This window comes from Streptomyces sp. NBC_00490 (genome assembly GCF_036013645.1).
In the GTDB taxonomy this organism is placed as follows: Bacteria; Actinomycetota; Actinomycetes; order Streptomycetales; family Streptomycetaceae; genus Streptomyces; species Streptomyces canus_F.
The window spans coordinates 4,021,356-4,047,448 of record NZ_CP107869.1 but is presented as its reverse complement, the minus strand read 5'-3'; the positions used below and the strand labels follow the sequence as shown (position 1 = coordinate 4,047,448).

General features: G+C 71.5%; 21 protein-coding genes and 1 pseudogene. 13 read left to right on the top strand and 9 right to left on the bottom strand.

The annotated features are described in order from the left end of the window. Positions 1-62: 62 nt before the first annotated feature. Positions 63-896, bottom strand: coding sequence for a hypothetical protein (locus tag OG381_RS18260; protein ID WP_327717150.1), 834 nt, complete (start codon positions 894-896; stop codon positions 63-65). A 350-nt stretch (positions 897-1,246) separates the two neighbouring features. After that, positions 1,247-2,299 (bottom strand): mechanosensitive ion channel family protein, encoded by a 1,053-nt coding sequence (locus OG381_RS18255; protein WP_327717149.1) that lies wholly within the window; start codon positions 2,297-2,299, stop codon positions 1,247-1,249. Positions 2,300-2,590: 291 nt separating this feature from the next. Here OG381_RS18255 and OG381_RS18250 point away from each other — a divergent pair, with 291 nt between their 5' ends. Next, positions 2,591-3,127, top strand: a complete 537-nt coding sequence (locus OG381_RS18250) for an HNH endonuclease (protein WP_020116449.1) — start codon at positions 2,591-2,593, stop codon at positions 3,125-3,127. 87 nt (positions 3,128-3,214) lie between these two features. On the opposite strand, the gene OG381_RS18245 is transcribed toward OG381_RS18250, so the two are convergent. The 3 genes from OG381_RS18245 to OG381_RS18235 all read right to left on the bottom strand — a co-directional run bounded on the left by OG381_RS18245 (position 3,215) and on the right by OG381_RS18235 (position 6,413). Beyond that, entirely contained in the window at positions 3,215-4,633 is a 1,419-nt protein-coding gene (locus OG381_RS18245) for an FtsX-like permease family protein (RefSeq protein ID WP_327722491.1), read from the bottom strand. 563 nt (positions 4,634-5,196) lie between these two features. After that, a complete protein-coding gene (locus OG381_RS18240) occupies positions 5,197-5,883 on the bottom strand; it encodes an ABC transporter ATP-binding protein (protein ID WP_327717148.1) in 687 nt (228 codons plus the stop codon). Beyond that, positions 5,880-6,413, bottom strand: a complete 534-nt coding sequence (locus tag OG381_RS18235; RefSeq protein ID WP_327717147.1) for a PadR family transcriptional regulator — start codon at positions 6,411-6,413, stop codon at positions 5,880-5,882. The genes OG381_RS18240 and OG381_RS18235 overlap by 4 nt, the downstream gene beginning before the upstream one ends. Before the next feature lie 678 nt (positions 6,414-7,091). Between OG381_RS18235 and OG381_RS18230 the strand changes: the two genes are divergently transcribed. The 8 genes and pseudogenes from OG381_RS18230 to OG381_RS18195 all read left to right on the top strand — a co-directional run bounded on the left by OG381_RS18230 (position 7,092) and on the right by OG381_RS18195 (position 18,525). Continuing rightward, a complete protein-coding gene (locus OG381_RS18230; protein ID WP_327717146.1) occupies positions 7,092-11,105 on the top strand; it encodes an amino acid adenylation domain-containing protein in 4,014 nt (1,337 codons plus the stop codon). A 78-nt stretch (positions 11,106-11,183) separates the two neighbouring features. Further along, the gene (epsC, locus tag OG381_RS18225; RefSeq protein WP_266826963.1) at positions 11,184-11,792 is read left to right on the top strand and encodes a serine O-acetyltransferase EpsC; all 609 of its coding nucleotides are present in this window, start codon (positions 11,184-11,186) and stop codon (positions 11,790-11,792) included. A 97-nt stretch (positions 11,793-11,889) separates the two neighbouring features. Then, positions 11,890-12,870: pseudogene (locus OG381_RS18220) on the top strand (ATP-grasp domain-containing protein); the annotation flags it as partial. Positions 12,871-12,873: 3 nt separating this feature from the next. Next, entirely contained in the window at positions 12,874-14,115 is a 1,242-nt protein-coding gene (locus OG381_RS18215; RefSeq protein WP_443062034.1) for a cysteine synthase, read from the top strand. Then, the gene (locus OG381_RS18210; protein WP_327717145.1) at positions 14,112-15,377 is read left to right on the top strand and encodes an ATP-grasp domain-containing protein; all 1,266 of its coding nucleotides are present in this window, start codon (positions 14,112-14,114) and stop codon (positions 15,375-15,377) included. Before OG381_RS18215 ends, OG381_RS18210 begins: the two co-directional genes overlap by 4 nt. Before the next feature lie 79 nt (positions 15,378-15,456). Beyond that, on the top strand, positions 15,457-16,713 hold the full coding sequence (locus OG381_RS18205; protein ID WP_327717144.1) for an ATP-grasp domain-containing protein: 1,257 nt from the start codon (positions 15,457-15,459) through the stop codon (positions 16,711-16,713). Between the two features lie 9 nt (positions 16,714-16,722). Further along, positions 16,723-17,988 (top strand): MFS transporter, encoded by a 1,266-nt coding sequence (locus OG381_RS18200; RefSeq protein ID WP_327717143.1) that lies wholly within the window; start codon positions 16,723-16,725, stop codon positions 17,986-17,988. Positions 17,989-18,072: 84 nt separating this feature from the next. After that, complete coding sequence (locus OG381_RS18195; RefSeq protein ID WP_266826971.1) at positions 18,073-18,525, top strand: cupin domain-containing protein; 453 nt, start codon at positions 18,073-18,075, stop codon at positions 18,523-18,525. Positions 18,526-18,625: 100 nt separating this feature from the next. Here the strand turns inward: OG381_RS18195 and OG381_RS18190 are convergent, their stop codons facing one another. Together OG381_RS18190 and OG381_RS18185 are read right to left on the bottom strand one after the other, a co-directional pair. Beyond that, positions 18,626-19,174 carry a nucleoside deaminase gene (locus OG381_RS18190; RefSeq protein ID WP_327717142.1) on the bottom strand — a complete coding sequence of 183 codons (549 nt, stop codon included), beginning with the start codon at positions 19,172-19,174 and terminating at the stop codon, positions 18,626-18,628. A 31-nt stretch (positions 19,175-19,205) separates the two neighbouring features. Beyond that, on the bottom strand, positions 19,206-20,042 hold the full coding sequence (locus tag OG381_RS18185) for an LLM class flavin-dependent oxidoreductase (protein WP_327717141.1): 837 nt from the start codon (positions 20,040-20,042) through the stop codon (positions 19,206-19,208). Positions 20,043-20,329: 287 nt separating this feature from the next. Here OG381_RS18185 and OG381_RS18180 point away from each other — a divergent pair, with 287 nt between their 5' ends. The 3 genes from OG381_RS18180 to OG381_RS18170 all read left to right on the top strand — a co-directional run bounded on the left by OG381_RS18180 (position 20,330) and on the right by OG381_RS18170 (position 22,987). Then, on the top strand, positions 20,330-20,527 hold the full coding sequence (locus OG381_RS18180) for a hypothetical protein (protein ID WP_307037450.1): 198 nt from the start codon (positions 20,330-20,332) through the stop codon (positions 20,525-20,527). Next, positions 20,528-22,615 (top strand): 4-alpha-glucanotransferase, encoded by a 2,088-nt coding sequence (gene malQ / locus OG381_RS18175; protein WP_327717140.1) that lies wholly within the window; start codon positions 20,528-20,530, stop codon positions 22,613-22,615. 96 nt (positions 22,616-22,711) lie between these two features. Then, the gene (locus OG381_RS18170; protein ID WP_327717139.1) at positions 22,712-22,987 is read left to right on the top strand and encodes a hypothetical protein; all 276 of its coding nucleotides are present in this window, start codon (positions 22,712-22,714) and stop codon (positions 22,985-22,987) included. Positions 22,988-23,123: 136 nt separating this feature from the next. On the opposite strand, the gene OG381_RS18165 is transcribed toward OG381_RS18170, so the two are convergent. Further along, positions 23,124-23,744: a TetR/AcrR family transcriptional regulator gene (locus OG381_RS18165; protein WP_327717138.1), complete on the bottom strand. Its 621-nt coding sequence runs from the start codon at positions 23,742-23,744 to the stop codon at positions 23,124-23,126. Positions 23,745-23,885: 141 nt separating this feature from the next. Here OG381_RS18165 and OG381_RS18160 point away from each other — a divergent pair, with 141 nt between their 5' ends. Continuing rightward, positions 23,886-25,337, top strand: a complete 1,452-nt coding sequence (locus OG381_RS18160) for an FAD-dependent monooxygenase (RefSeq protein ID WP_327717137.1) — start codon at positions 23,886-23,888, stop codon at positions 25,335-25,337. Between the two features lie 63 nt (positions 25,338-25,400). On the opposite strand, the gene OG381_RS18155 is transcribed toward OG381_RS18160, so the two are convergent. After that, on the bottom strand, positions 25,401-25,922 hold the full coding sequence (locus OG381_RS18155; protein ID WP_327717136.1) for a MarR family winged helix-turn-helix transcriptional regulator: 522 nt from the start codon (positions 25,920-25,922) through the stop codon (positions 25,401-25,403). Positions 25,923-26,093: the final 171 nt, after the last annotated feature.

Sequence of the window (26,093 nt, the reverse complement as noted above, 5' to 3'; positions counted from 1 at the left end):
ACCGCCCCCGCAGGAAACGGAGTCGTTACCTGCGGGGGCGGTCAGGGGTGGTGCGGGGGTGACTACTGGACGTCGATGTAGTCGCCGGTGGCCTTCGCGGCGGCGGTCGTGGCGGTGCCCGCGAAGACGTAGCGGTAGTAGCCGTCCTTCGACGCCGTCACGGTCGACTTGAGGTAGCCGCCGCTCGAGGAGGTCGCCGTCTTGACGGTGCTGTAGGTCTCCGTGCCCTTGGCGCGGAACTGCAGGGTGGCCTGCTGCGAGACGTAGCCGCTGTAGGTGCCGGTCTCCCAGTTGGCGCGGGTCAGCTTGCCGGTGACCGTGATGGTCTTCCCCTTCTTCACCGGCTCCGGCGAGGCGTTGGCGGTGACCTTGGCGGCGCGCTGGATCTTCGCGGTGCCCTTGTTGCCCCAGGCCGCGAAGCCGTACTCGAAGCTGACCTTGTCGTCCGAGTCGTCCTCGTCGGCGGTGACCTGACCGTAGAAGCCGCCGACCTTCCAGGTGGTGGCGTCCGCGGCCTCGAAGAGGTCGAAGGACGGGTCGACGGTGAGGGTGTCGGAGCAGGACTCCGTCACCGTGGTGTCCGTCGTCGCCGTGGTGGTGCAGGCGGGCGAGGCGTCGCTCTCGATCTCGTTCTCGTAGGACGCGAGCGAGCCGCGGTAGAGCAGGACGCCCGCCGCGTTGTTCTTGTAGTCGATCGTCAGGCCGGCGGGACGGGTCATGGTGTACGTCACCGGGACCGTCACCTCGTTGCTGGTCCCCACGACGATCGCCTTGCCGTTGTTCACGACGACGTCCGCGAAGACGAGGTCCGGCGTGGCGGCCTGGGCGGCGGGCACGGCCAGCGCGGACAGAGCCAGGGCACCGGAGACGACGGCGCCTATGGCGAGCTTTCTCATGCTTTTCCCCACATTCAGGGCGGGCCCCTGGGCGTTGCGCTCAGAACAAGGACCCGCTGATGGCCTGAACCTAAGCGGCGCGGGGTGGTGTTGGGAATGAGGAGAAGGTGTGAACAAGATTATTTCGGGAGCCGTCACGCCGTCGTCGGGCTCAGGCTTTCCGCAGGTGAAGGCGTGCCGGTCGGCTCCGGGCCGCAGGGCCCGCTGGGCTGCGCGCGGGCGGCGCTGAGCGTCCTGTCGGCGAGGCGGTGACAAACCCGCGGGGCGGTGGGGGCTGGTCGCGCAGTTCCTCGCGCCCCTTACGGGGCGCGGTTCCGCGGCCGGGCTTCACCAGGCCCGCAGTGGCCGCCCTAGGCCGGCGGGGCGGAGGTGTTCGCGTGGACCGACGGGGCCGCCACGCCCGCCGTCGGGTCGACGGCCGGGGTGGCGTCCGTGAGGACGGCCGGGCCGCCCACGATGGGGATCTCGGCCGCGTCGAACGCCCGCTTGACGCGCCAGCGGAGTTCGCGCTCGACCGTCAGGGCCTTGCCCGGCATGGTCTTCGCCGAGACGCGGACGACCATCGAGTCCAGCAGGACGTTGTCGAGGCCCAGGACCTCGATCGGGCCCCAGAGCAGCTCGTTCCAGGGCTCGTCCTTGCTCATCCGCTCGGCGACGTCGTCGAGGGTCGCCTTCACCTTGTCCAGGTCCTCGTCGGCCCGGACCGTGACGTCCACGGCCGCCGTCGCCCAGCCCTGCGAGAGGTTGCCGATCCGCTTGACCTCGCCGTTGCGGACGTACCAGATCTCGCCGTTGTCACCGCGGAGCTTCGTCACGCGCAGGCCGACCTCGATGACCTCGCCGGAGGCCACGCCCGCGTCGACGGTGTCCCCGACGCCGTACTGGTCCTCCAGGATCATGAAGACACCGGAGAGGAAGTCGGTGACCAGGTTGCGGGCGCCGAAACCGATCGCGACGCCCGCCACACCCGCGGAGGCGAGGAGCGGGGCCAGGTTGATCTCGAAGGTGCCGAGGATCATCAGGGCCGCGGTGCCCATGATGATGAAGCTCGCCACCGAGCGGAGCACCGAGCCGATCGCCTGGGAGCGCTGACGGCGCCGCTCGACGTTGACCAGGAGGCCGCCGAGGGCCGTGCCGTCGACCGCCTGGACCGTGCGGTTCATGCGGTCTATCAGCTTGGTGATGGACCGCCGCACCACGAATCTCAGCACCGCCGCTATCACCAGGATCAGCAGGACGCGCAGACCGATCGCCAGCCAGGTCGACCAGTTCTGCTCGACCCAGCTGGCGGCGTTCGTCGCGCTCTCCTGGGCATCCTGAAGAGAGGGGACGGCGGGCGTCGACGAGTCCGAGGGGGACGGGGACGGCGACACCGCGGCCGACAGGGCGGCGGACAACGACACGGCAGGTACCTCCAGGTGCAGCGCCTGCCTCCCGGTACGGCGGTCAAAGATCGTGAAGGTCACGGAAAGGTCACCGGGCGGCAGACCCACCACACTAACGGTGCATCGTGTGTGGATCGTTGCAATGTTCGGGGGAGAGACCGTCCTCACCTGGGGATGAAGAAAGGTGTGGTCGAAAACACTCTCAGCCCGTTACCAGGAGATGGTGGCGTTTCCACCAGGCATGAGGGGACACTGACTACAGATCGTCCCGGCGCGAGCCACGCGCCGCCGACGCCCAAGGAGGCATCCGTGCCGCATGTCCTGGTCCTCAACGCGTCGTACGAGCCACTGGGCGTCGTACCGCTCCGACGCGCGCTCGTCCTCGTTCTGGAGAACAAAGCGGTCTCCCTCGAGGAATCCGGCGCCTTCATGCACAGCGCAACCGTCACAGTCCCCGCACCAAGCGTGGTCCGGCTCAAGCGATTCGTCCGGGTTCCCTATCGGGGGCCCGTTCCTCTGACCCGCAGGGCGCTCTTCGCGCGCGACGGGGGCCGGTGCATGTACTGCGGTGGCGTCGCAACCAGCGTCGACCACGTCATCCCGCGCAGCCGCGGGGGCAAGCACGTCTGGGACAACGTGGTGGCGTCCTGCCGCCGCTGCAACCACGTGAAGGCCGACCGACACCTGTTCGAAATCGGCTGGCGGCTGCGCCACAAACCCGCCCCGCCCACCGGTCTGGCCTGGCGCATCATCGGGACCGGACACAGGGACCCGCGCTGGCTGCCGTACTTGCAACCGTACGGCGCGGAAGACGCCATGGCCCGGATCGACGGCATCTCTGCCTGACGACGATCCGGGCCTTCGTGTTGCCGCGGACGGTTGCGCACCGGTCCCGGGGGTCCCCCGTGCCCCCGGGACCGGTCGTTTCACCGCTCACGCGTAGCGCAGCTCCGCGGGATTCAGGGAGCGGCGCAGCAGCGGGAGTGAAGTGGCGGCGGCGAGCAGACAGCAGGCGTACACCGCGAAGGGGACCAGGAGCGCGGCGTACGGCGTGACGGCGGGCCCGTCCTCGGGGATCCGGGAGTACCAGACGCCGATCGCCATGCCGCCTGCGCCGCCCAGCAGCAGGGCGGGTGCGAGCGGCAGCGCGGTCTCCAGGAGCAGCGCCCGGCCGAGCACCCGTTGCGGCACCCCGGCGGCGGTCTGCGCGGCCAGGCCGCGGCGGCGGGTGGCCAGCGACTCGGCGGTGCCGACGGCGAGGCCGGAGAGGGTGATCACGAGGGTGGCGGCGATCGCGGCGGCGACCAGGTTCACGCCGGTGGTGTAGTACGACATGCTCGCGGAAAGCCCGCCGGGCTGCCTGGAGTCCAGCTCGGCGAGCAGCACCTGTCGCACGCCCACGAAACCCGTCCCGACGACCGTCACCAGCAGCACCGCCGCATGGGTGCGGGCCGCGGCCCAGGGGTCGTCGTGCAGCCTCTCCGCCGCGATCAGGGTCGCCGCGGTCCGGGCCCGGCGGGCCAGCCACCGGCCCGTCAGCGTGGCCACCGCTCCGGTGATCCCCACCGCGGCCGCGCCGACCAGGACAAGCGCCCCGGCCACGAGCAGCGGCCCGTTCGCGTACGAGCCGCCGTCGCCGGGCATACCCGAGGACGTGCTGCGGGTCGCGGCCAGCGCCACCGCCGCCACGACCAGCACCCCGCCGGCGAACAGCGCCCAGAACCCGCGCCCCGACCCCGTCCGCACCCGGCGGACCCAGCCGAGCGGCGAGGCCACCACCCGGCGCAGCGCCAGCACACCCGCCGCGGCGCCGAGCACCGGCACACCGAGGGCGACCAGCGTGATCCCGGCCCAGGCGAGCCAGGTCGGGTGCTGCCACTGGCCCAGCAGTGCCACGACCGAGGCGACCGTGGCGAGCAGCGAGCCGAGCAGACAGGCCAGCCCGGTCTCCAGTGCCGCGATCCGCCGCACCTGCCCGGCCGAGGCCCCCGCCAGCCGCAGCCCGGCCAGTCGCCGGTCGCGGTGCACGGCGCCGATACGGGCGCACTGGCCGAGGAAGCCGAGGACGGGGATCAGCAGGAGCAGCAGGACGACGATGACGCCGGAGCGGGTGCCGGGGTCGTCGAGGAGACCCGCGCCCACGGACACGTGGTAGCGGCCCTGGAGCGCGGCGAGGCTCACCGCGGCCAGCGCGAACCCGGTCGCGAGCCCCGCGCCCACCGCCGTGAGCCCGACCCGCCACCACTCCCGCCGGTCGGAACCGCGGGTGAGCAGCCAGGCGAGGCGGAGGTCGGAGCCCAGGGAGCCGCTGCCGCCGGGCAGCCGGCCCGACCGGGGGCCCTGGGTGCTCATGCCGCCGGGCCGGGTGGGGGGAGTGGTGTGTGGTGATCGCATAGTGCCGTCTCTGGTCGGGTCGCCGTGCAGACCGGGCCGCGTGCCACCGGACCGGCCGCCCGTCTCGGTCCGCGGGGGCCGGATGTGGGAGTTGCCGGGTCCGGTGTCCGGTGCGGTGCGGGTGGGCTGTGTGGTCGGCTCGGTCCGTGGCGTCCGGGTGTCGGTGTTGTCGGTGGGGCTGTCGGGCCGGGTGCCTGGGGTGGTGCGGGTGGGGTGTGTGGTGGGGGTGGCCTGCGGGGGGTGGGTCTTGGTGTTCTCGGCGGGTCCGCCGGGCCGGGTGTCCGGGGTGGGCCGCGTGGTGCGTGGGGGTTGGGTCTTGGTGTTCTCGGGTGGTCCGCCGGGTCGCGTGTCCGGTGCGGTCCGGGTGGGCTGTGTGGTCGGTTCGGTCCGTGCCGTTCGGGTGTCGGTGGTGTCCGGGGTGGGCTGCGTGGTGCGTGGGGGTTGGGTGTCGGTGGGACTGCCGGGTCCGGTGTTCGGGTCGGTGTCGCTTGTGGCGTCGTTGGCGGGGTGCGAGCCGGGCGTCACACCGTCACCCCGGTCGGCGTCACGAGGCCGTCGCTCAGGCGTGCCTCGCGGTCCGCGTACGCCGCCACCTGGGCGTCGTGGGTGATGAGGAGGACCGCGGTGCCCTGCTCGCGGGCCGTGTGCACCAGGGCCGTCATCACCTGCTCGCCCGCCAGCGAGTCCAGCGCGCCGGTGGGCTCGTCGGCGAAGACCACCTTCGGTTCGGTGACCAGGGCCCGGGCCAGCGAGGTCCGCTGGGCCTGCCCGCCGCTCATCTCGCCGGGCCGCAGCCCTTCCTGCCCGCGCACCCCGAAACGCTCCAGCCACTCACCGGCCCTCTCGTGGGCCGCCCCGCGCGCGGCGCCCGCCAGCATCAGCGGCAGGGCGACATTGTCGAGTGCGGTCAGCTCGGGGATCAGCTGGCCGAACTGGAAGACCACCCCGAACTCGGTCCGGCGCAGCTCGCTCAGCCGCTTCTCGGGCAGGGTGTCGAGCCGCTCACCGGCGTAGGAGACCGAGCCGCCGTCCGGACGGACAATGCCCGCCAGGCAGTGCAGCAGCGTCGACTTCCCGCTGCCGCTGGCGCCGGTGACGGCCAGGATCTCGCCGGCCCGCAGCTCGACCGAGGCGCCGCGCAGGGCCTCGGTCCTGCCGTGCGTCTTGACGAGGTCGCGGGCCGCCAGAAGCGGCACTTCGTTGCTCATGCTGTGTCGACCTCCGCGGTCAGGGTGGTCAGCCGGCCGGCCGTGGTGGTCATCCAACGGAGGTCGGCGTCGAGGTGGTTGAGGGCGTAGTCCGCCGAGAGCACGGTCGCGAGATCCGCGCCCTTGGCCGTCTTGACCTGGGTGAGTTCACGCATCCGCACCATGTGGGCGGCGCGTTGGGCGCTGAGATACGCCTCCGGGTCGCCGCCGGCGAGGATCGCGACGACGACCTTGGCGAAGATCTCGTTGGTCACGAAGGGCGCGGGCGGCGTGATCTCCCCTGCCCACGTGGCGAGTTCTCGCTGTCCGTCGACGGTGGAGCGGTACATGGTGCGCTCCGGTCCGCCGTCCGAGTCGGTGCCCTCGACCTCGGCGAGTCCGTCGCGGACCAGTCGTTGAAGGGTTGTGTAGACCTGCCCGTAGGCCAGCGGGCGGGCCTGCGGGAAGCGTTCGTCGTGCCGTCGCTTGAGGTCGTAGCCATGGCTCGGCCCCGTGGCGAGCAGCCCCAGCAGGATGTGGCGGGTGCTCATGGCGATCATTATGCACTCGCTACATGTACTGAGTGAATAGTGGTCGGTTATCGGTCGCGGGTGACCGTTCACCGGTGGCTGGATCCGGCCACCGCCCCCGGCCGAGGTCTGTCCGAACTGTCCCTGAAGCGCCCCCATATGACACCTCGTCATGCATCGTGATTCGGCCAACACCCGTGCCATGTGACGTAATCGGGGTTTTACAACGAGGGTCGACTGGATTTAAAGTGAAGGCTGATCGCATGATGATCACGGTCGGCTTCACCAGCCGGCCCATCAATCGGGGGGTATTGAAAGGTATGTTCGCGAAACCCAGTGGTAGATCACTGAGCTTCTGTTCGCGATGTCCCGCCGCGTACGAGTCGGTCTGAGCGCCTCTATCGCGCCCCGTGGTCGCAGGGAGTTTCCCCGACCGTCGGCGACCGTTCATTCACATCCAAGCGCTTTCTGTCTGACGTAAAGCCAGAGAACCGTCCTTTGTCGCGCCCTTCTCGATTCTGAGACAGGGGAATTTCCCGTGCGCTGATCGAGGTCGACTCCGGCTGCTGACGCTGACATGGTCTGGTCTTGCCCAACCTTTGGCATGACCATGCCATTCCTTTGCCTTGCCCAAATGCACTCACAAAGTGACTGATTCCAGGTTCGAGGATGATGGCGACAACGATGGGGTCCGAGGAATTGTCCCTGCCAGACATGCTGCGCGCGGCCGCGCTCGCCCGACCCGATCGGACCGCCGTCTCGTGCGGCACCCAGCGACTGACCTTCCGGCAGCTCAGTGAACGCGCCGAGACCCTGGCCGGTCATCTGCGCGGCCTCGGTGCGACGACGGACGAACCCGTCGGGATCTTCATGGATCCGTCCGTCGACCTCATGGCGAGCGTCTGGGGCGTCCTGCACTCGGGCGCTCCCTATCTGCCGCTGTCGCCGGAGTACCCGGACGAGCGCGTCCGCTACATGATCGCGGACTCCCGGACCAAGCTCATCCTGACGGACGAGTCCCTGGTCTCCCGGCTGTCCGCACTCACTCCCGCGCACACGCAGATCGTCACCGCGGCCGGGGCGAGGGCCTCCCGGGACGCCGTCGCCGGTCCGCCGCGGCCCCCGCGCGGCGACACCCTGGCCTACGTCATCTACACCTCCGGGAGCACGGGCAACCCGAAGGGCATCGGCATCGAACACCGCAGCATCGTCAGCCAGATGCGCTGGCTGGCCGGTGAACAGGGCCTGGACGAACGCCGGACGGTGCTCCAGAAGACGCCGCTGAGCTTCGACGCCGCCCAGTGGGAGATCCTCGCCCCGGCCTGCGGCAGCGGTGTGGTGATGAGCGAACGAGGCGTCTACGCCGACCCAGGCGGTCTCCTCGACCTGATCCAGACGCACCGGGTGACCACGCTCCAGGGCGTGCCGACCCTGCTCCAGGCGCTCGTCGACTCCGGACGGCTGTCCGACTGCGTCTCGCTCACCCAGCTCTTCAGCGGCGGCGAGGCACTCACCAAGAGCCTGGCGATCGAGCTGCTCGACGCGCTGCCGGACGCCGAACTGGTCAACCTCTACGGCCCCAGCGAGACCACGATCAACGCCTCGTCCCTCACCGTGGACCGCGCAACCGTCCAGCACGGCCCGGACCACATCGCCATCGGCCGGCCCGTGCACGGCATGAGCTTCCACATCCTCGACCCCGCCGGGCGACCGGTCGCGCCGGGCGAGTCCGGTGAACTCCACATAGCCGGGCGGCAGTTGGCACGGGGCTATCTCAACAACCCCGACATGACCGCCGAACGGTTCCTCCCCAACCCGTTCGCCACCGACCCGGACTCCGCCCGCCTCTACCGCACCGGCGATCTGACCCGCTGGAACGACGACGGGACCGTGCAGTTCCTCGGCCGCACCGACAGCCAGGTCAAACTGCGCGGCTTCCGGGTCGAGCTGGACGAGATCAAGGTGTCCATCGAGAAGCACGACTGGGTCAAGCGGGCCGCGGTCGTGGTCCGCGACGACACGCGGGTCGGCGCCAACCTCATCGCCTTCGTCGAACTCGACCCGCACCGGGCCGCGGTCATGGACCAGGGCAACCACGGCGCCCACCACCAGTCCAAGCAGAGCAAGCTCCAGCTCAAGGCCCAGCTCGCCGGTCTGGGCGTCCGCCAGGAGCACGGCCTGCCGTTCGTCGAGCTGCCCGGACGCGCCGCGACGCCGGATCAGCGGCGGACGGTCTTCGCCCGCAAGACGTACCGCTTCTACGAGGGCGGCGACGTCACCCGGCAGGACCTCCTGCGCCTGCTCGCCCCCGCGACAGACCAAGTAGCCGCGCCCCGGGACCCCGACACCCTGACCCTGACCGAACTCGGCACGCTGCTGCGCTGGTTCGGCCGGTTCACCAGCGGCGAGCGGCTGCTGGCCAAGTACGGCTACGCCTCACCCGGATCCCTGTACGCCACCCAGCTCTACCTGGAGCTGTCCGGCATCGCGGGCCTGGAGGCGGGCCACTACTACTACCACCCGGTCGAACACCGGCTCACACTGATCGGCCCGGCCCCCGCCGGGGAGCCGCGGCTGCGGGCCCACTTCATCGGGCGCCGCTCGGCCATCGAGCCCGTCTACCGCAACAACATCCAGGAAGTCCTCCAGTTCGAAGCCGGTCACATGGTCGGCCTCTTCGACCACGTCCTGCCCGCCTACGGGCTGCGCATCGCCGCGCGCCCGGCGGAGCCGGCGGTCAAGGACGTCCTGCGCTGCCCGGACGAGGACTACTACCTGGCCTCGTACGACATCGGCACGGCCGCCACCGAGGCCGAGCCGGCCGCGGTCGACCTGTATGTGCAGGCCCACCCGGGCCGCATCGCCGACCTGGCCGACGGCCAGTACCGCTACCACGCCGGCGAACTGGTGCGGGTGTGCGACGAGTTGGTCCGCAAACAGGATGTCATCGCCATCAACCAGGAGGTCTACGCGCGTTCGAGCTTCGGGGTCAGCCTGATCGGCAGTGCGCCCGAGGCATGGCAGCGCTACGTCGACCTCGGCCGGGAGCTCCAGCGCCTCCAGATGAACGGTCTGGACCTCGGGCTGATGTCCTCCGGGTACAGCTCCGAGACCGGCAACCCGCTGCCCTCGGCCCGGCGCATCGCGGACCTCGTCGGCCTCGGCCCGGACACCGCGTCCTACTTCGCCGTCGGCGGCCGCATCAGCGCCCAGCAGCGGCTCAGCGAGGGCATGAAGGAGGACTCCGTGCACATGCGGGGTCCCGCCGAGATCATCAAGGACAACCTCGCAGCGGCCCTGCCGCCGTACATGGTGCCCAACCGGGTCACCGTCCTCGACGCCTTCCCGCTCACCCCCAACGGCAAGGTCGACCACCAGGCCCTGCGCGAGCTCGACAAGGCCGCCGTCGACGACACCGAGGCGCCCGTCGTCCCGCCGCGCACCCCCACCGAGGAGGCCATCGCCGCCCTATGGGCGAAGGTGCTGAAGCAGGAGCGCGTCTCCATCCGCGACAACTTCTTCGCCTCCGGCGGCCATTCGCTGACCGCGGTCTCCCTGGTCAACCGCATCAACCAGGAGCTGGGCGCCGCCCTGCCGCTCCAGGTGCTGTTCGACGCGCCGACCATCGCCGAACTGGCCCGGCGGGTCGACCGCGAGCCCGCCACCGCGGCCTCCCGGCTGGTGCGGTTGCGCGCCGCGGACGGCCGTCGGCCCATCTTCTGCTGGCCCGGTCTCGGCGGCTACCCGATGAGCCTGCGGCTGCTGGCAGGCCGCCTCGACCTTGACCGGCCGTTCCTCGGCGTCCAGTCCTACGGCATCAACGCGGACGAGACCCCATACGAGACGTTCGCCGAGATGGTCGCCCAGGACCTCGAACTCGTCCGGCAGGTCCAGCCAGCCGGCCCGTACACCCTGTGGGGCTACTCCTTCGGGGCCCGGCTCGCCTTCGAGGCCGCCCACCAGCTGGAGCAGGCCGGCGAGCAGGTCGACGAGGTAATCCTCATCGCGCCCGGAAAACCGCCCGTGGAATTCCTCGGTGACGTGGCCGGCCGGACCTCGACCGGCTTCGACGACTCCACCTTCGTCTCCATCCTGTATTCGGTGTTCGCCGGAAACCTGGAGAAGTCGGCGGTCGAGGAATGCCTTGCCGCGACACACGACGAGGAATCCTTCGTCGCCTTCGTCAGCGACCGGTTCGAGCACCTGGACCGTGAATGGGTACGCAGGATCGTCGGCGTGGTGCGGCGGACATTCCTCTTCGAGTACGACCCCCACGAACTCGCCGAGCGCACCATCGCCGCGCCGGTCACGGTATTCAGGGCGACCGGCGACCAGGAATCGTTCATCGACTCCGGTGAAGCGCTCACCACCACACCTCCCGCGCTCCACCGACTCGAAGCCGATCATTACGAGTTGCTGCGCGCGAACGGAATAGACGAACTCGTCGGCGCCATAAAGGCCGCACGACTCACCAGAAAGGTCACCGGAGTGCCGCACGTCAGCATCAAGCATTTCCCCAACAACCTCGAGGCCGAACAGGTCACCGCTCTGGTCGACGCGATCACCAGTGCCGTCCGGACGGCCTTCGCGGTCGACGAGGGCGCGGTCTCGATCGCCCTCGAACCGGTGGCCCAGGACGTCTGGAACGAGCGGGTGTACGTCCCGGAGATCAAGAACGGCGCCGGAAACCTGGTCAAGGCCCCCAACTACTGAGCCGGGCGCCCGGATCCGACACTGCCCACCCCCACCAGGACATGAACCACCTCAGGACATGAACCACGGAGGACCGCGATGCGCACAGTGATCACCAGGATGAGGGAGGACCTCTCCGTGATCGTCGCGCGAGACCCGTCGATCCGCACCCGCGCGGAGGCCCTGCTGCACCCCGCGCTGCCCGCGGTGTGGACCCACCGCGTGGCCCACGTCCTGTTCACCCGTGGGCACCGGCAGACCGCCCGGCTTCTCGCCTACCTGGCACGCGCCTTCACCGGTGGCATCGAGATCCACCCGGGCGCCCGGCTCGGCCGGCGCGTCTTCATCGACCACGGGGCCGCCGTGGTCATCGGGGAGACCGCCGAGGTCGGCGACGACGTCACGATCTTCCACCAGGTCACCCTCGGCGCCGTCGGCTGGTGGAAGGACGGACGGCGCGAACCCGGCGCCCGCCGCCACCCCGTCGTCGGCGACCGCGTGGTCCTCGGCACCAACGCCATCGTGCTCGGCCCGGTCACCGTCGGCCACGACGCGCTGATCGGCGCCGGGGCGCTCGTCCTGGGCGACGTGCCCCCGAAGGCCCGCGTGATGGCCCCCGCCGCCGAGATCGTGTCCCGGCCCTCGGCCGCGGACCGCGAGGACGCCGACCAGCTGCTGCGCGCCCTGGCCACCTCCGGGTGCTGGTGACGCCCGGATCACCGGCCCCACCCCGTTCGTCGCAGTACCCCGCAACGTTCGCCGCATCTCAACCCGACCACGTGTCGGTACGCCATCGGAGGCACAGATGACTCACGTCGGTGTACTGGAGAGCAACCTCTCCGGTTCCGGCTTCGAGGGCCTGCAGATCATCAAGGAACTCGACTGCCGGGTGACGTTCTTCACCCGAGACCTGGACCGCTACCTCGAAGTACCGGGCGGCCCGGCCTACTTCGAGAAGTACGTCGACGAGATCGTCCACTGCGAGACGAACATCCTCGAGGAACTCCTGCCGCACGTGCACCGGGCCGGTGCCGAGCACCCCTTCGACGCGTTCCTGACCCTGGCCGAGTACGACGTGGTCGTGGCCGCCGAGGTCGCCGTCCACCTCGGGCTCCCCACCGTCAGCGTCGACGGCGTCGCCACGGCCCGCAACAAGGCGCTGATGCGCCGGCGCTGCGCCGAACTCGGCGTCGCGATACCGGCGTTCCGCACCGTGCAGACCCCCGCCGAGGCGGCGGCCGCCGCGGCCGAGATCGGCCTGCCCTGCGTGGTCAAGCCGGCCGACGAAACCTCCAGCGCCGACGTCCGGCTGGTGGAGACCGCCGAGCAGGCCGCCGAACACGTCGAGCTGATCCGCTCCCGCGTGGAGAACACCCGCGGCCAGAGCCGCTATCACGAGCTGATGGTCGAGGAGTACCTGACCGGCCCCGAGGTCAGCGTCGAGGTGCTCGCCGACGGCGACCGGTACGAGGTCCTCGGCGTCACCGACAAGTCGGTCATCGGCCAGGGCTACTTCGTCGAACTGGCCCACAGCTTCCCCTCCAGCCTGCCCGACAAGCTGGTGGCCGCCATCGGCGACCTGGCCGTGGAGTCGCTGCGCGCCTGCGGGTTCGACCTGGGCATGGCCCACGTCGAGATCAAGGTCACGGAGGCGGGGCCCAAGCTCATCGAGATCAACCCCCGGCCCGCCGGCGGCAAGATCACCTACCTGGCCGACCGCGCCCTCGGCATCAAGTCCCTGGAGCTGGTGGCCCGGCAGTACCTCGGTCAGCCGCTGCCGGCCCGGGTCGTGCCCGAGCACCCCGTCGCCGGCGCCGCCATCCGCTACCTGATCGCCCGGCCGGGCCGGGTGGTGTCGGTCTCCGGCCAGGAGCGCGCCGCCGCGCTGCCCGGCGTGGAGGAGGTCGTCGTCAAGCCGAAGCCCGGCGCCGTGCTGCGCGAGCCGCGCCGCAACGGCGACCGCGCCGGCCATGTCCTCGTGATCGCCGAGACCGCCCAGCTCGCGGCGCGGACCGCCGAGGCCGCCGTCAAGGAGATCGACATCAGGACCGAGCCGGTCACCGCCCGCCCGGTCGCCGACTCCCTCGTCGACCTGATCGGCCGCACCCCGCTGCTCCGGCTCCCCGTGGACCGCGTCCTGGCCGGGGTCCCGGCCGGGACCGAGGTCCTGGCGAAGCTGGAGCTGTTCAACCCCTGGTCCAGCAGCAAGGACCGGGCCGCGCTGTCGATGCTGCGCGGCGCCGAGGAGCGCGGACTGCTCACCCCCGGCAACGGCACCGTGATCGAGGCGACGTCCGGCAACACCGGCATCTCGCTGGCCGCCCTCGCCGCCGCCCGCGGCTACCGCTGCGTCATCGTGCTGCCCGACAACGCGACCCAGGAGCGCGTCGCCATGCTCCGGTCGCTCGGCGCCGAGGTGGTGCGCACCCCGCACACCGGCGGCTACCAGGCGGCCGTCGACAAGGCCGGGGAACTCCACGACCAGACCCCCGGCTCCTGGTTCTGCTGCCAGCACGACAACCCCGACAACACCCGGGCGCACTACGAGTCGACCGGCCCGGAGATCTGGGCCGACGCCGAGGGCCGGATCGACGTCTTCGTCTGCGGAGTGGGCACCGGCGGCACCCTCAGCGGCGCGGGACGCTACCTGCTGGAGCGCAACCCCGACGTCCGGATCGTCGCCGTCGAGCCGGCCGGCTCGCCGCTGCTGTCCGGCGGGGAGCCCGGCACGCACACCATCCCCGGCTTCAACGGCGGCTTCATCGCACCCACCACGGAACGCGAACTCATCGACGAGGTGATCGCGGTCGCCGACGCCGACGCCCTCGACACCACCCGGCGGCTCGCCGTGCAGGCCGGCCTCACCGTCGGCGTCTCCTCCGGCGCGGTCGTCCACGCCTGCGGTGTCGTGGCCGCCCGTCCCGAGAACCGGGGCAAGCGCATCGTGACCCTGCTCCCCGACACCGGCGAGCGCTATCTGAGCCTGCTCGGCCGCGTCGCCGAGGAGCAGGCGGCCGGGGGCACCCGGTGACGGCGCCCGTGGACGACCGGCCCCGCCTGCTGATGGTGATGCCGTACCGCCAGTTCGTCCGCAAGGCACAGGACGAGGGGTTCTGGGTCGGCGCGATCTGGGACCCGCGGCTGCAGACGCCCGAGTACCTGGACGACGTACGCGCCCTGGCGGACGTGTTCGTCACGGCCGACTTCCGGGACGAGGAACTGCTGCGCCGCACCATCCGCGAGGTGGCGAAGGAGCACCGCGCCTCGGTGATCTACCACATCGGCCGCGAGGAGACGATGGCCGCCGCCTACGAGGTGGCCGAGGAACTCCACGTCGAGGTCAACCCGGCCGAGGCCGTCCGGTTCCTCACCGACAAGCACGCCATGCGGGACCTGCTCGCCGCACGCGGACTGTCCCCCGTGACCTTCGAGGCGGTGGCGACCCGGCGCGAGGTGCCGGACGCGGTCCGCCGCATCGGCCGCCCGGCCGTGGTCAAGCCGACCGCACTGGCCGGCAGCCGGGGCGTGTTCCTGTGGCAGGAGGAGGCGGACCTCGCGGTCTGGACGGCACTCGTCGAGCAGTACGACTACGACGGTCCGTTCCTGGTCGAGGAGTATCTGCGCGGTCCCGAGTACAGCGTGGAGACACTGAGCCGGGACGGCGAGCACCGGATCGTCGGGATCACCGAGAAACTGCTCGGCGCGCCGCCGCTGTTCGTGGAGGCGGGGCACGTCCATCCGGCGCCCCTGCCCCCGGAGCGCCGGCAGGCCGTCGAGGACCTGACGACCGAACTGCTCACCGCGTGCGGGTACCGGTTCGGGCCCGCGCACACCGAGGTGATCTGGACCGCGGCCGGCCCCCGCATCGTCGAGTCGCAGGCCCGGCTCGGCGGGGACCGCATCCCCCGCCTCGTCCAGCTGGCCACCGGCCTCGACATCGAACAGGCGATCTTCGCGAGCCTGGCGGGCACCCCGGCCAGGCCCGCCGAGGCGACCGCGACGGCCATCGTCCGGTTCTTCGCCTTCCCGCCGGGCCACGTCGACGAGATCCGCGGTCTGGAGAAGGCCGCCGGGCTCGACCACGTCGACGAGCTGAGCCTCAAGCTGCACCCCGGCGACACCGTGACCGAGGTCCGCGACTCCAAGAGCCGGCACGGACACGTCATCGTCTCCGGCGCCTCGCCCGACGAGGCCCGCCGACGGTGCGCCGAGGTGCTCGCCGCTCTCGAGGTCGTCATCGACGGCACACCCGTACGAGCGGACCACGCCGGAGCGCTCGGGGCGGCCGTATGAGCGCCGTCGCTCACGACTCCCCCCACCCCAGAAAGGCAGCGGCCATGCAGTGGTCCGAACCAGCAACCCGGAGGTCCCCATGACCACCCCCGCCCCCGACGCGCAGGTGGTGTTTGTCGGCTACAACGCGGCCTACCTGCGCGCGATCGACGCGAGCGTGCCCAGCGGGTCCGTCGTGGTGATCGAGGAACCCGACATCATCCGCAAGCGGGAACTGTCGGACGCGGCGGCCCGCTTCGACTGCCTGGACCGCATCGTGCCGGCCAGCTACCAGCAGTCGACCGGAGCCCTCGACCTGGCGGCCGAACTGACGGCCGTGCGCCCCGTGGCCGCGGTCGTCCCGGGCCTGGAGTACGCGGTGCCGGCGACGGCCGCGCTGGCCGAGAAGCTCGGGCTGCCGGGCGCGACCGAAGCGGCCGCGCAGGCGCTGCGGGACAAGGTCCGGCTGCGCGAGGTCACCGGTGCCGCCGGCGTGCGCAATCCGCGCTGGCGCGAGGTGTTCGGGCCCGAGGACATCCTCGACTTCGCCGGTGACGGTCCCGTGGTGGTCAAGCCGGCGAACCGGCAGGCGAGCGTCGGCGTGCAGCTGCTGGACTCGGTCGACGCGGCCTCGGCGGCGCGCGCATGGGAGCGGACCTCGTCCGCGGCCGAGTACGAGCAGGTGCCCGACCGGGAGCTGGCGTGGCGGTTCCTCGCCGAGGAACGCCTTCAGGGGCCCGAGTTCAGCGTCGAGGCGCTGGTGCGGCAGGGCGAGATCATCTTCCAGAACGTCACGGCCAAGACCGTGATCCCCGGGCCGTACCCGGTGGAACTCGGTCATCTGCTGCCCGCCCCGCTGGACGAGGACACCCAGCACGCGTTCGGGGCGGCCATGCGGGCCCTGGTCGACGCCACCGGCTACCGGACGGGCATCCTGCACGCCGAGTGGATTCTCACCGACTCCGGTCCGACGCTGGTCGAATGCGCCGGCCGCTGCCCCGGCGACTATCTGATCGACCTCAACGACCTGGCCTACGGCACCCGGATCAGGCTGACCCTGATCGACCTGCTCGCCGGCCGCCCGGTCACGCTGCCCCGGTCGGCCGAGCAGACCTCGGCCATCCGGTTCCTGGCCGCCGGGCCCGGCACCGTGACGGAGGTCTCCGGCGTGGCCGAGGCACAGGAACTGCCCGGGGTCCGGGTCGTGGAGGTGGACGTCGCGGCGGGCGACGAGGTCCGGCCGTGGGCGTCCTCCTGGGACCGCGCCGGGCATGTCATCGCCACCGGGCCGGACGCCGACACCACGCTCCGGCGCGTACTCGACGCGGACGCCGCCGTCCGCATCACGACCGAATGAGGACGGCACATGTCTGATCTGTGGCAGCGCGTCCGAGGCTGGCGGGGGTCCGTCCCCGGCGGCGCGGTCGGCCTGCGGCTGGCCGTGATGGCGATGATCGACGCCGTCGGCACCGGCGCCTTCCTGGCCGTCTCGGTGCCCTTCATCACCCGGTCCGTCGGCCTGTCGGAGGGCAAGCTCGGTCTGGGCCTGACCCTGTCCGCCGCCATCGCCCTGGCCACGGCCATCCCGATCGGCATCCTCGCCGACCGGATCGGTCCGAAGAAGGTCCTGGTCGGGGTGAGCCTGTGGCGGTGCGCCTGCTTCGTGGTGTACCCCTTCGTCCAGAACCTGTGGCAGTTCCTCACCGTGGTGTGTCTGCTCGGCCTGGTCGACAAGGCGGCGGCACCGATGGAACAGGCCCTGGTCGGCCAGGCGACGGAGGCCGACGACCGGGTCAGGGTGGTCGCGGTCCTGCGGGCCCTGCGCAACGTCGGCTTCACCGTCGGCGCCCTGCTCGGCGGGATCGGGCTGCTCATCGACAACCGGGCGGGATACGCCGGGATCCTGCTGCTCAACGCCGTCTCGTTCGCCGTGCTCGCGACCCTGGCCTCCCGGCTGCCGGTGCTCAGCGCGCCGGCGAAGAGCCTGCGCCGCCGGTTCTCGATGAGCGTGCTGCGCGACGGATCGTTCCTGTCGTTCACCGGGATCAACGCCGTGCTCACCATGCACATGACCCTGTTGAGCATCGGCATCCCGCTGTGGATCGTCGGACACACCGAGGTCTCGTCCGCGATGATCGCCCCTCTGGTGGCGGTCAACACCGTGCTCGCGGTCGCCCTCCAGGTGCGGGCCAGCCGGAACACGGAGACCATCGCCGGCGCCTCCCGCGCCCTGGTGCGGGCCGGTCTCTCCCTCGCGCTGTGCTGTCTGCTGCTCGTCGCGGCACCGAAGCTGCCGGTCGTCCTGGCCGTCGGGGTGCTGCTGCTGGCCATGATCGCGCTGACCGGCGGCGAGCTGTTCCAGTCCGCCGGCGGCTGGGGCGGTTCCTATCTGCTCGCCAAGCCCGGCCAGGAAGGCGTCTATCTGTCGGTCTTCTGGCTCGGCGTGGCCATCCAGCAGATCGCGGCGCCGGTCCTGGTCAGCGTGGTCGTCACGACCGGCACCACGGGCTGGGTCGTGCTGGCCGCACTGTTCGCCGTCTGCGGATTCGCGGCCCCGGTCATCGGCCGGTGGGCGCAGGCACAGGCGGACAGCAGGCCGCGGCCCGAGCCGGAGCCGGCAGCGGCCACCTGACCACCAAGTCCAGCCCGTCATCCGGGCGTTCCTCTGATCACCACCCGCTGATCACGACCTGATCAGGCGCAACCAAGGAGAATCATGTCTGTTCCGCTCTATGTCCCCGCAGGCGGCGGCGAGTACGTCGACATCCGGGACACGAAGAGGACGTACCTCAAGCTCACCACTCCCATGTCCAACGGGGAGTTCGGCTTCTTCGAGCACCACATGGCCCCCGAGGCGAAGGGCGCCGCCCCGCACATCCACAAAGAGTCCACCGAGATGTTCTACGTGGTGAAGGGCGAGATCGAGTTCACCATCGGGGACGAGAAGGTCGTGGGTGAGCCGGGCGCGTTCGCCTACGTCCCCAAGGGGGAGCCGCACGGCTTCACCAACCGGGGCAGCGAGGACGCCACCCTGCTGATCATGTTCTACCCGATCTACGACCGCGAGGACTACTTCCGGGGTCTCGGGCGCCTGACGGCCAACGGCCGCAACCCCAGCCTCGAGGAGCTCCAGGAGCACATGGCGAAGTACGACCAGTTCATGTGCTGACCCGGGGACCCGCGGCCCCGCGGTCTCGCGGATCTGTGGGAACGGCCGGGGCCCGGCGGCGGAATCCGCCACCGGGCCCCGGCCGTAGGCCATGCCCTCGTCAGCTCGCCGGGCTGTCCGGGTTACGGAAGCGCCACTGCAACTCCTTCACCTGCGCGGCGAATTCGGGAACCGGGCCGACCACCTCGAGGCCGGGCACCACGTCCTGGACGGTCAGCGGAGCAAGCGGCGAGGTGACGGCCACGCCCCACTCCGCCTTCCAGTCCCGGGCCTGCTGGGAAGAGCTCGCGTACACGATGCGGCCCAACCCTGCCCAGCCGTGCGCGGCCGCGCACATCGGGCAGTGCTCGCCCGAGGTGTACACGGTCGCCGCGGCCCGCTCCTCGGGGCTCAGCCGGGTCGCCGCCCAGCGGGCCAGCTCGAACTCCGGGTGCGCGGTCGGGTCGCCGGTGGTGGTCTCGCGGTTGCGCTCCTCGGCGAGGATCGTGCCGTCCGCGCCGACCAGCACGGATCCGAACGGCCAGTCACCGGCGTCCACCGCCTCGGCCGCCAGTTCCACACAGCGGCGCAGATAGGGCAGTTCGGCCTCGCCGACGACGGTGACGCGGTCGGTGTCGTTCTCGGGCAGGCCGTGGGTGTCGAGGGTCACTGTCACTCCGTCTGTCGTGGGGATGGGTCGGCTAGACACGGTGCGCGGCCACGGTGGCCAGCGCCTGCCACGCCACCTCGGGGCGCAGCGTCTCGTCCGGATCACCGTGGTACGGGTCGAGCAGCAGCGTCTGGGCACCGGCGAGGCGCAGCCGCTCGATGTCCTGGAGAATCTGCTCGAGGGTGCCTTCTCCGGCACGACGATCGGGGTGGTCGATCGGTTTTTCCGTGATCCGGAGATAGATACGCGGTGCCAAATCCGGGACGGGCCGACCGAGCTCGGCGGAAATGCCTTTCAGTCGCTCCAGCGCCTCCTCGAACCAGGGCATCGTGAACCGCAGGGGATGCCACGGCGTGCCCAGGCGCACGGCCCGGCGAATTGCGGCGTCGCTGTTTCCGCCGACCCAGATCGGAATCTGCCCGCAGCCGTAGTCGGCGTCGTTTTCCCATGCCGTACGAAGGGTCCGCAGGAGTTCGTCGGTGAGCGCGCCACGCCGTTCGAAGGGGACGCCGAGCGCCTCGAACTCCTCCTTGGCCCAGCCCACGCCGACCCCCAGGATCAGCCGCCCACCGCTGAGTTGTTGCAGGTTGGCGGCCATGCGGGCGACCAGCAGGGGGTGCCGGTACGGGGCGATGAGCACGGTGGTGCCCAGTTTCACCCGGGTGGTGATTCCGGCCAGCCAGGCGAGTGTGGTGACAGGTTCGTAAAATGGTGCCGGATATTGCCGCGCGACATCCGGGGTGATCGCCACGTGGTCGGAAACCATCAGCAGGTCGAAACCGAGGCCCTCCACGGTTTTGGCCCAACGGGCGAGGTTATCCGGATTTGTTCCGGGTCCGAAGTTGGGAACATTCACGCCTATCTGCATGGCCGCCAGACTAGCAAGATCTCATCGGCCGGTGGGCGGCGAAAAAGAGATTCCCGGCCGATTGCCGAACCGGTGAATCGAGCGGAGTTCACGAGGCGCCCGGAAGCGTGCGGCAGCTGTCGCGGCGGGATCGGGACGGACGCAACAGAATGTGAGGAGATGCACGTTGTAGCCGTTCGTACGTCTGCCGCGGCGCCCACGGGGTAGGGCTGCGATAACCCGCAAGGTCGCCGTACTCGACAAGGAGGCCCCTCGTGGTCGCTCCCGCACACCCCCGCTCCAAACCCGTGGCGCAGCCGCCGTTCCTCGAGACCGAGCCGCACTTCTGCGTGTTCAGCGCGGAGGGCGCCTGCGCCGAGATCCCGCTGACCAGTGAGGCACCGCTGCCCGACGCGGAGCCCCTCACCAGCGAGCCGCCGCTCGCCGAAGCCGCACACCTGACCAGCGAGTCCGCGGTCTTCGAGCCGGACCCCGCGAGGCCGTAGATGGTGGAGCAGGGGTCGGCCGAGCCGCCTTCCGAGGACCTGTCCCGCCTCGCCGAGCTGCACGGCGTCGCCACGTCCTACAGTCCGTCGCCGGGCCGTACGGTCGCCGCCTCGGCCACCGCCGTCACCCTCGCGCTGGCCGCCCTCGGCGTCGACACCGACCGCCCCGCGGCCGCGCTGGCCGCCCGCGAGCGTGAGCTGCGCGACCGGCTGCTGCCGCCGACGGTGGTCTGCTGGAGCGGCAGCCCGCCCGCCTCCCTCGGGAACCTGCCCAGGGGCACCCGTCTGCGGATCGAGACCGAGCAGGGCGAGACCCGCGCCGCCGCCGACCAACTCCCGCCCGGCATCCACCGGTTGACCGCCACGGCGCCCGACGGCCGGGTGGCCGAGTCCCACCTGGTCGTCGCCCCCGCCCGGCTCCCCACGACCACCGGACGCTCGTACGGACTCCTCGTCCAGCTCTACTCCCTGCTCTCCCGGCGCTCCTGGGGCATGGGCGACCTCGGCGACCTCACCGAACTGACCGCCTGGGCCGGGCGGGCCCTCGGCGCCGGGTTCGTGCAGGCCAACCCGTTGCACGCGGCGGTGCCCGGCGCCCCGACCGACCCCTCGCCGTACCGCCCCTCCTCGCGGCGCTTCCCGGACCCGGTGCATCTGCGGGTCGAGGACGTGCCCGAGTACGCCCAGGTCACCGACCGCGAGGCGGTGCGCTCGCTCGCCGAACGGGCCGGGCGGCTGCGTGAAGCGGTGCTGGACAAGGGCGCGTTGATCGACCGGGACGCCGTGTGGGAGCTCAAGCGGGAGGCGCTGGAGCTGGTGCGCGAGGTGCCGCTCGGCCCCGGCCGGCGGGCCGCGTACGTCGACTTCCTCGCCGAGGAGGGCCAGGCCCTGGAGGACCACGCGACCTGGTGTGCGCTGGCGGAGGTGCACGGCTCGGACTGGAGCCGGTGGCCGGCCGGACTGCGGGACCCCCGCTCGCCCGAAACGGCCCGCGCCCGCGCCGAGTTGATGGACCGCGTCGACTTCCACTGCCGGCTCGCCTGGCTCACCGACGCCCAGCTCGTCGCCTCGCAGCGGGCGGCACGGGAGGCCGGGATGCCGGTCGGGATCATCCACGATCTGGCGGTCGGCGTACACCCCGGGGGCGCCGACGCCTGGGCGCAGCAGGACTACTTCGCGGCCGGGATGTCGGTCGGCGCACCGCCGGACGCCTTCAACGCGCGCGGGCAGGACTGGGGACTGCCGCCGTGGCGCCCGGACCGCCTGGCCGCATCGGGCTACGCCCCCTTCCGACGCCTGCTCAGAGCCCTCTTCCGCTACGCCGGCGCCCTGCGCATCGACCATGTGATGGGCCTGTTCCGCCTCTGGTGGGTCCCGCAGGGCCACCCGCCGACCGAGGGCACCTACATCCGCTACGACGCCGAGGCCATGCTCGCGGTCCTGGTCCTGGAGGCCTCGCGCGCCGGGGCGATGGTGATCGGCGAGGACCTGGGCACGGTGGAGCCCGGGGTGCGCGAGACGCTGCGCGAGCGCGGGGTGCTCGGTACCTCGGTGCTCTGGTTCGAGCGGGATTGGGAGGGCGACGGCCGGCCCCTGCCGCCGGAACGCTGGCGCGCCGACTGCCTCGCCACCGCGACCACCCACGACCTGCCCTCCACCGCGGCCCGTCTGACGGGCGAGCACGTCGAACTCCGCTACCGGCTGGGCCTGCTGACCCGGGAGCTGGCGGAGGAACGGACGGAGGCGGCGGCGGACACCGGGGAGTGGCTGGAGGTACTGGCGCGGCTGGGCCTGCTGCACGGCACCGGCGGCGGCCACAGCACGTCGACGGAGGAGGCCGAGATCCAGGCCGTGCACCGGTTCCTGCTGCGTACGCCGGCGAGGCTGGTGGGCGTGTGGCTGCCCGACGCGGTCGGCGACCGGCGGCCCCAGAACCTGCCGGGCACCTGGGACCAGTACCCGAACTGGCGCCTGCCGATCGCGGACGCGGAGGGAAGGCCGGTGACGCTGGAGGGGTTGGCGGGCTCGCCGCGCCTGCACGCTCTGGTGGAGGTGCTGCGCGGGCCTCGCACGGTCGGGCCGGGCTGAGACGGGGACGGGCGGATCCGTTCCGTCCCCCTCTCGTCGCTCCCGTATGGCACCCCGGGCGCGCGGGGCCACAAGGCATTCGATACTTTTGGGATCGTGGACAAGAAGAACGCCCTGCGCGCCGGTGCCCTGGCTGCCGGTACGACGCTGATGATGCTGCTCATGACGTCTCCCGCGCTCGCAGTCACCCGCGACGACGGCGACGACCCCGGTCCGGGCCTGAGCGTCATGGAGACGCTGGGTCTCTACGTCGTGGCCCCGCTCGCGATCTTCGCGGTCATCACCGGTCTGGTGATGGTCCTGGACAAGTCCACGGACCGTGAGCCGAAGGCGAAGACCAAGGTTCCCGTGAAGGCGAAGGCCGGAGCCTGACCGAGCCGGCGGCCGGCACCACGGCCAGACCGCTCACCGCACGTTCCCCGAGGGCGCCGACCCCGCCGCACGTACGCGCAGCAAGCCGTACCTGGGCGAGGCCGGCGCCCTCGGTGTGTTCTCCCGCGCGGCGCGCTCAGGGGCTCGGCGCGGTCAGATACCGCTGCACCGTCGGCGCCAGCCACGCCACGATCTCCTCGGGCGCCAGCGCCACCGCGGACGGGATCCGCAGCACATAACGGGTCAGCGCCAGGCCCAGCAGCTGCGACGACACGAGCGCGGCCCGCGCCGGGACCTGCTGGGGGTCCGGGCACGCCCGCTCGGCGATCGGCAGCAACTGGTCCCGGAAGACGCCCTGCATCCGCTCGGCCCCGGCCGCGTTCGTCGCGCCGACCCGCAGCAGGGCCGTGAGCACCTCGTTCTCCTCCCAGGTGGCCAGGAAATGCGTGAGGAGAGCCCGGCCGACGTCCTCGCGGGGCAGTGCGCCCACGTCCGGCAGCCGCAGGTCGATGGCGACCGCCGCCGCGAAGAGGCCCTCCTTGTTGCCGTAGTAGCGCATCACCATGGACGGATCGATGCCCGCGTCCTTGGCGATCGCGCGGATGGTGGCCCGCTCGTAGCCGTCGGCGGCGAAGCGTTCGCGGGCCGCGGTGAGGATCGCGCCGCGGGTGGCGTCGGAGCGGCGGGGGGCGCCTGAACCCGGCCCGGCGCCTGGGCCGGGAGGTGTGGTCGTGGTGTCGCTGTTGCTGCCGTTCATGCCTGCGAGCGTAGGCCAACGTACGTTTGCCAACAAGTGTTTGCCCACAACTGTTGACGGGCTTCGGGCTTCTCGCTAGCTTCGTCCACAAGCGAAGGCCAACAAGCGTAGGCAAACAGTCGTTGGCAACAGGAGGCCACCATGAACGGCACCGCCACCCACCGCACCGTGATCGTCGTCGGCTCCGGCCCGACCGGCCTGCTCCTCGCCGGTGACCTCGCCACCGCGGGTGTCCCCGTCACCCTCCTCGAAAAGCGCTCCCACGACATCAGCAACCTCTCCCGCGCCTTCGGTGTGCACGCCCGCACCCTGGAGCAGCTCGACGCCCGGGGACTCGCCGACCAGCTGCTCGCCACCGGCGACACCATCACCGGCCTGCGCGCCTTCGACCGCCTCACGCTCGACCTGACCACGCTGGAGTCCCGCTTCCCGTTCATGCTCATCACCCCGCAGTACGAGGTCGAGCGGCTGCTGGAGCGGCGGGCGAGGGAGGCCGGGGTCGACTTCGCGTACGAGAGCGAGGTCGTGGGGCTGCGCCAGGACGCCGACGGGGTGGAGCTGGAGGTGCGGGGCGCGGACGGCGCGGTCGCCGTCCGCCGCGCGGCCTATGTCGTCGGCGCCGACGGACACCACAGCGCCGTACGCCGGGAGATCGGCCTGGACTTCCCCGGGGTCTCCGTCATCACGTCGCTGTTCCTCGCCGACGTCCGGCTCGCCGAGCGGCCCGAGGACGTGCTCACCGTCAACGGCGCGGGCGACTGCTTCGCGATGATCGCCTCCTTCGGCGACGGCTGGTACCGGGTCATGGGCTGGGACCGCCGGCACGAGGTCGCCGACGACGTCCCGATCGACCTCGACGAGGTCAAGGACGTCGCCCGCCGCGCCCTGGGCTCCGACTACGGCATGCACGACGCCCGCTGGCTCTCCCGCTTCCACAGCGACGAACGCCAGGCGCCGCGCTACCGGGTCGGCAGGGTCTTCCTCGCCGGCGACGCCGCGCACATCCACTCCCCGGCCGGCGGCCAGGGGATGAACACCGGCCTCCAGGACGCGGCCAACCTGAGCTGGAAGCTCGCCGCGGCCGTGCAGGGGTGGGCGCCGGACGGGCTCCTCGACACCTACGAGACCGAGCGGCACCCGGTCGGCAAGGCGGTGCTGCGCAGCAGCGGCGGACTCGTCCGGCTGGCCCGCGCGCAGAGCCCGGCACTGCGCGCCGTCCGCGCCCTCGTCTCCGCCGTCGGCAACACGGTCGGTCCCGCCCGGCGCAAGGCCCTGGGCCAGATCTCCGGCATCGGCTACCGGTACCCCGCCCCCCGCGGCGCCCACCGCCTCACCGGCACCCGCGTCCCCGACGTCGCTCTGGCGGGCGGCCGTCTGCACGAGGCCCTGCGCGGCGGCCGGTTCGTCCTGATCACCCCGGACCCCCGGGCGTACGAGGACCCGGGCACCCGCAAGGACCGGCTGACCGTGGAGCGCTGGGCGAGCGGCCGTCGTACGACCGTCCTGGTACGCCCCGACGGATACGTGGCCTGGGCGGCGGACGCGCCGGACGCCACGGCGATCGAGGAGGCGGTCACCGCCGCCGTCGGGTGAACGGGGACGGGGCGGCCCGGTGGCCGCCTGTCCGCGGGTTCATCGCCGTCGCCGGCGGAGTGCTCAGTGCGGAGGCGCCTGGGTTCCTGCCAGCAACTGGCGGAGCAGGTCGGCCAGTTGGCCGGCCTGTTCGTCGTTCAGGACGGACAGCGCCTGTGTCTCGGTGGCGAGGCCGGCGCCGACCGCGTCGTCGAGGACGGTCAACCCCTTCTCGGTGAGGGTGACTTGGAGGCCACGGCGGTCGTGCGGGTCGGGGGAGCGGCGGAGCAGGCCCGCGCGTTCCAGCTTGTCGAGGCGGCCGGTCATGCCGCCCGTCGTGAGCATCAGCGTCGCGGAGAGCTGACGGGGCGAGAGGGCGTAGGGCTCGCCGGCGCGGCGCAGGGTGGCCAGGACGTCGAACTCGCCCCGGGAGATCCCGTAGGGGGCGTACGCCTTCTCCATCCGGTCGCCCATGGCCCGTGACAGCCGGAAGATCCGCCCGAAGACCTCCATCGCCCGGGTGTCGAGGTCGGGCCGCACGGTTCCCCACTGCTCGATGATCGCGTCGACGAGATCTGCGGGGGGCTGCTGCGGCGTGGCGTTCATGCGTCGAGTATCCGCCGCGAACCGGTCGGCCGCAAGAAAGTAGCTTGCGGGAAAGTGGATTGCAGGAAAGTTGCTTAGCGCTAAGCTGCTTTCGAGCAAGTTACTTCCTGGCGTGCCACCGCACGTCACTCTCCACCACGTCACCGGCCCCACCCCGCCATCCCGAAGGGA

Excerpts from the sequence above, each read along its gene's own strand:
- OG381_RS18185 (WP_327717141.1), bottom strand. The coding sequence starts at position 20,042 with ATGCAGATAGGCGTGAATGTTCCCAACTTCGGACCCGGAACAAATCCG.
- OG381_RS18260 (WP_327717150.1), bottom strand. The coding sequence starts at position 896 with ATGAGAAAGCTCGCCATAGGCGCCGTCGTCTCCGGTGCCCTGGCTCTG.
- malQ (WP_327717140.1), top strand. The coding sequence starts at position 20,528 with ATGGTGGAGCAGGGGTCGGCCGAGCCGCCTTCCGAGGACCTGTCCCGC.
- OG381_RS18235 (WP_327717147.1), bottom strand. The coding sequence starts at position 6,413 with ATGAGCACCCGCCACATCCTGCTGGGGCTGCTCGCCACGGGGCCGAGC.
- OG381_RS18245 (WP_327722491.1), bottom strand. The coding sequence starts at position 4,633 with ATGAGCACCCAGGGCCCCCGGTCGGGCCGGCTGCCCGGCGGCAGCGGC.
- OG381_RS18240 (WP_327717148.1), bottom strand. The coding sequence starts at position 5,883 with ATGAGCAACGAAGTGCCGCTTCTGGCGGCCCGCGACCTCGTCAAGACG.
- epsC (WP_266826963.1), top strand. The coding sequence starts at position 11,184 with ATGCGCACAGTGATCACCAGGATGAGGGAGGACCTCTCCGTGATCGTC.
- OG381_RS18155 (WP_327717136.1), bottom strand. The coding sequence starts at position 25,922 with ATGAACGCCACGCCGCAGCAGCCCCCCGCAGATCTCGTCGACGCGATC.
- OG381_RS18165 (WP_327717138.1), bottom strand. The coding sequence starts at position 23,744 with ATGAACGGCAGCAACAGCGACACCACGACCACACCTCCCGGCCCAGGC.
- OG381_RS18200 (WP_327717143.1), top strand. The coding sequence starts at position 16,723 with ATGTCTGATCTGTGGCAGCGCGTCCGAGGCTGGCGGGGGTCCGTCCCC.
- OG381_RS18160 (WP_327717137.1), top strand. The coding sequence starts at position 23,886 with ATGAACGGCACCGCCACCCACCGCACCGTGATCGTCGTCGGCTCCGGC.
- OG381_RS18205 (WP_327717144.1), top strand. The coding sequence starts at position 15,457 with ATGACCACCCCCGCCCCCGACGCGCAGGTGGTGTTTGTCGGCTACAAC.
- OG381_RS18195 (WP_266826971.1), top strand. The coding sequence starts at position 18,073 with ATGTCTGTTCCGCTCTATGTCCCCGCAGGCGGCGGCGAGTACGTCGAC.